Source organism: Fundidesulfovibrio sp. (assembly GCF_058402725.1).
Map to the genome: position 1 here is coordinate 1 of NZ_JBZVFJ010000247.1, position 3138 is coordinate 3138.

Below are 3138 nucleotides of genomic sequence, written 5' to 3' on the forward strand. Positions count from 1 at the left end.
CGGGCTTGGCTTTTTCCCTGCGCCTTGCCAGCGCGTTTTTTGAACAGGCTGCAAGAATCGTCTTTTCAACGGGCGACCAGGCCGCCTCCGGACCTCGGCTCACTCTGCGGGGGCCGTCACGCCCTCCCGGCCGGGCATGAACCCGCGAAGCACCGGATGCTCCGAGGCCAGGGCCTGGGCGGGCGTCCCCGAGAAGACGATGCGCCCCTCGTCGAGCAGGGCCACGTGGGTGGCGATCTCGAACACGTCGGGGATGTCGTGGCTGACCATGAGCGCCGTGAAGCCGAAGCGGCGGCGCGAGGCGTCGATGAGCCGGAACACCGCCCACTTGCGCAGGGGGTCGAGCCCCGTTGTGGGTTCGTCGAAAAGCACGATGGAAGGCTCGGTGACCAGGGCGCGCGCCAGAGCCACGCGCTTCTGCATGCCCCCCGAAAGCTGGGAGGGGTAGCGCTCGCGCGCGCCGGCAAGCTCCAGCTCCTCCAGCATGCGGCCCACGCGGGCCTCCACCTCCGGGCCGGGCAGGCGCAGGCGCTCGCGCAGCGGCAGGGCCACGTTCTCGAACACCGTCAGGGAATCGAACAGGGCCATGCCCTGGAACATGTAGGACATGCGCGGCTTGAGCGCGCGCAGCTGCGCGCGGGTCATGTCCCCCAGGGCGCGACCCTCGAAGCGCACGTCGCCCGAATCCGGTCGCAGAAGGCCCATCACGTGCTTGAGCAGCACGCTCTTGCCCTCGCCGCTCTTGCCGATGACCACCGTGAGCCCGCCCTCGGGCACGCGCAGGTCCACCCCGCGCAGCACCGGGCGGCCCTGGAAAGATCGGGTCAGCCCCTTGATTTCGATGAGATCGTTCGACACGCGCGCCCTCCTGGCGGGGTTTGTATCCTGATGCGCGCGAAATGCAACTCGCCCGCCCGCCCGGACGGGAGGGCGTCTTTGGCAAGTGGCACGACGAATGCATACCCCCTTATCACTCCGGCAGCCATAAAGCCCTGGGAAGCTTCTGCCGATAAACCGTTTGAGAGCTGAATGGTCCGCCCGCAAGGCCCGGCGTCATCCACTTGAAATGACGGAGTTTTTTTGGACATGCCAAGCTCTTGTTATCCTTCGGGATTGCACGTATCAACGGGATACCGCTCGCCCGGCCTTCCCTGGCTGAGCGTTCACCCCATGAACGAACGGTGACAGCGCCATGCTCCTCGTGAACAAGACCTTCTACCGCCCCAGCAAGCCGGCCCGCTACCTGGCCATCCTGGACACCCTGGCCCAGGACAGCCAGGTGAGCCAGAACGAGCTGGGCAAGCGCGCCAACCTCTCCGGGGCCATGGTCAACCAGTACCTCAAGGAGATGGTGGACGACCGGCTCATCGAATACGTGCCCGTGAACGGCAAGAGCTACCGCTATCTGCTCACCGAGGAGGGCGAGAACAGACGCCGCGTCATGTTCTCCAGCTTCTCCTCCGAAACCGTGCAGATCTATACGGCCCTGAAAACCGCCATCGCCCGCAGGCTCGCGGCCCTCAAGGCCCGGGGGCTGGTGAAGCTCGTGCTCTTCGGCGCGTCGGAGACCTGCGAGGTGGTGCTCCAGGCCCTGCGCGCCACCGGAGGGTTCGAGGTGACGGCCCTGGTGGACAGCAACCCCGAACTCGCGGGCAAAACGCTGGGCGGCCACGTCATTTCGCCGCCGGTGGTCCTGGAGTCGCTCAGGCCCCAGGCCGTGGTGATCACCTCCTTCGGCTGCCAGGACGAGATCCACGGCCAGCTCAAGGCGCTGCACGAGAAGAACAACGTGGAGATCATACGCTTATGAAGACCATCCCTCCCATCCGGCTCGCCTCGGGCGCCCAGATCGGCAACGGAAGTCCCTGCTTCGTGGTCGCCGAAATCGGCAACAACCACCAGGGAGACCTGGCCCTCGCCCGCAGGATGGTCGAGGAGGCCGCCCGGGCCGGCGCGGGAGCCGTGAAGTTCCAGAAGCGCGACATGAACGCCATGTTCACCGACGAGGGCCTCCAGATGCCCTACTCCGGCCCCAACAGCTTCGGCCGCACCTACGGCGAGCACCGCCTCGCCCTGGAAATCTCCCTGGAAGACATGGCGGAGCTCAAAGCCCTGGCCGAATCCCAGGGCATGGTCTTCTTCGCCTCCGCCTGGGATCAGGTGAGCCTTGCCGAGATGGAGGCCCTGGGCGTCGAGATGCTCAAGATCAGCTCCGCCGACCTGGTGAACGTGCCGCTCCTGCGCCAGGCCGGCGCCACCGGACTGCCCGTGATCCTCTCCACAGGCATGAGCAGCCTGGAGGAAATCGACCACGCCGTGGCCGAACTGCGCCGCTTCCACGACCGCATCGTGGTGCTGCACTGCAACTCCACCTACCCCTGCCCCGACGAATGCGTGGCCCTGCCCGTGATGGCCCAGCTCTCCCGGCGCTACGGGCTCCACGTGGGCTACTCCGGCCACGAACAGGGCCTGGGGCCCAGCGTGGCCGCCGCCGCCCTGGGCGCGCGCGTGGTGGAGCGCCACTTCACCCTGGACCGCACCCTGCGCGGCACCGACCACCAGGCCTCCCTGGACCCCGAGGGCTTCGCCCGCATGGTGCGGCTCATCCGCGAGGCCGAGGCCGCCATGGCCGTCACCCGCAAGGAGGTCTTCGAGAGCGAGCGCAAGGCCGCCGTGAAGCTGCGCAAGAGCATCGTCTTCGCGCGCGACCTGCCCGCTGGGCATACGCTCACCGAGGCCGACCTCACCGTCAAATGCCCCGGCCACGGCATCAGCCCCATCCTCTGGGACGACGTGCTCGGCCGCGCCCTGGTGGCCCCCGTGCGCCACGAGGACCTGGTGCAGTGGGAGCTCCTGGGCCCGGCGCTGCGCCCCTCGGGAGAGATGCTCCAGGGCGGGCTGCCCCTGGCCCAGAGCCGCTAGTGCCGCGTCCTCGCACTCCGTCCCTGCGGGCTGCCAGGACCGACAGCCATAACCAATGATTTTCATTTTGAAAAACATTCATGCTTTTCAAAATCGCGACACGAGACGCACGCGACCTGACCAACCCCGGACCCGTCATGGGACCTGACCAACAGGCCTGCCGTGCTCGGCCGCGCCCTGGTGGCCCCCGTGCGCCACGAGGACCTGGTGCAGTGG

The 3138-nt window shown here is 67.5% G+C and carries 3 protein-coding genes; 2 read left to right on the top strand and 1 reads right to left on the bottom strand.

Features of this window, described 5'->3' with window-relative positions; all coding sequences use genetic code 11:
- Positions 1 to 99: 99 nt before the first annotated feature.
- Positions 100 to 858, bottom strand: coding sequence for an ABC transporter ATP-binding protein (locus ACV4UX_RS18165; protein WP_491594690.1), 759 nt, complete (start codon positions 856 to 858; stop codon positions 100 to 102).
- A 334-nt stretch (positions 859 to 1192) separates the two neighbouring features.
- Between ACV4UX_RS18165 and ACV4UX_RS18170 the strand changes: the two genes are divergently transcribed.
- Positions 1193 to 1810, top strand: coding sequence for a winged helix-turn-helix transcriptional regulator (locus ACV4UX_RS18170; protein ID WP_491594691.1), 618 nt, complete (start codon positions 1193 to 1195; stop codon positions 1808 to 1810).
- A complete protein-coding gene (locus ACV4UX_RS18175) occupies positions 1807 to 2922 on the top strand; it encodes an N-acetylneuraminate synthase family protein (RefSeq protein ID WP_491594692.1) in 1116 nt (371 codons plus the stop codon). Before ACV4UX_RS18170 ends, ACV4UX_RS18175 begins: the two co-directional genes overlap by 4 nt.
- Positions 2923 to 3138: the final 216 nt, after the last annotated feature.

What these genes read in the sequence shown, in the direction of transcription:
- ACV4UX_RS18170 (WP_491594691.1), top strand. Translation starts at nt 1,193, where the DNA reads ATGCTCCTCGTGAACAAGACCTTCTACCGCCCCAGCAAGCCGGCCCGC.
- ACV4UX_RS18175 (WP_491594692.1), top strand. Translation starts at nt 1,807, where the DNA reads ATGAAGACCATCCCTCCCATCCGGCTCGCCTCGGGCGCCCAGATCGGC.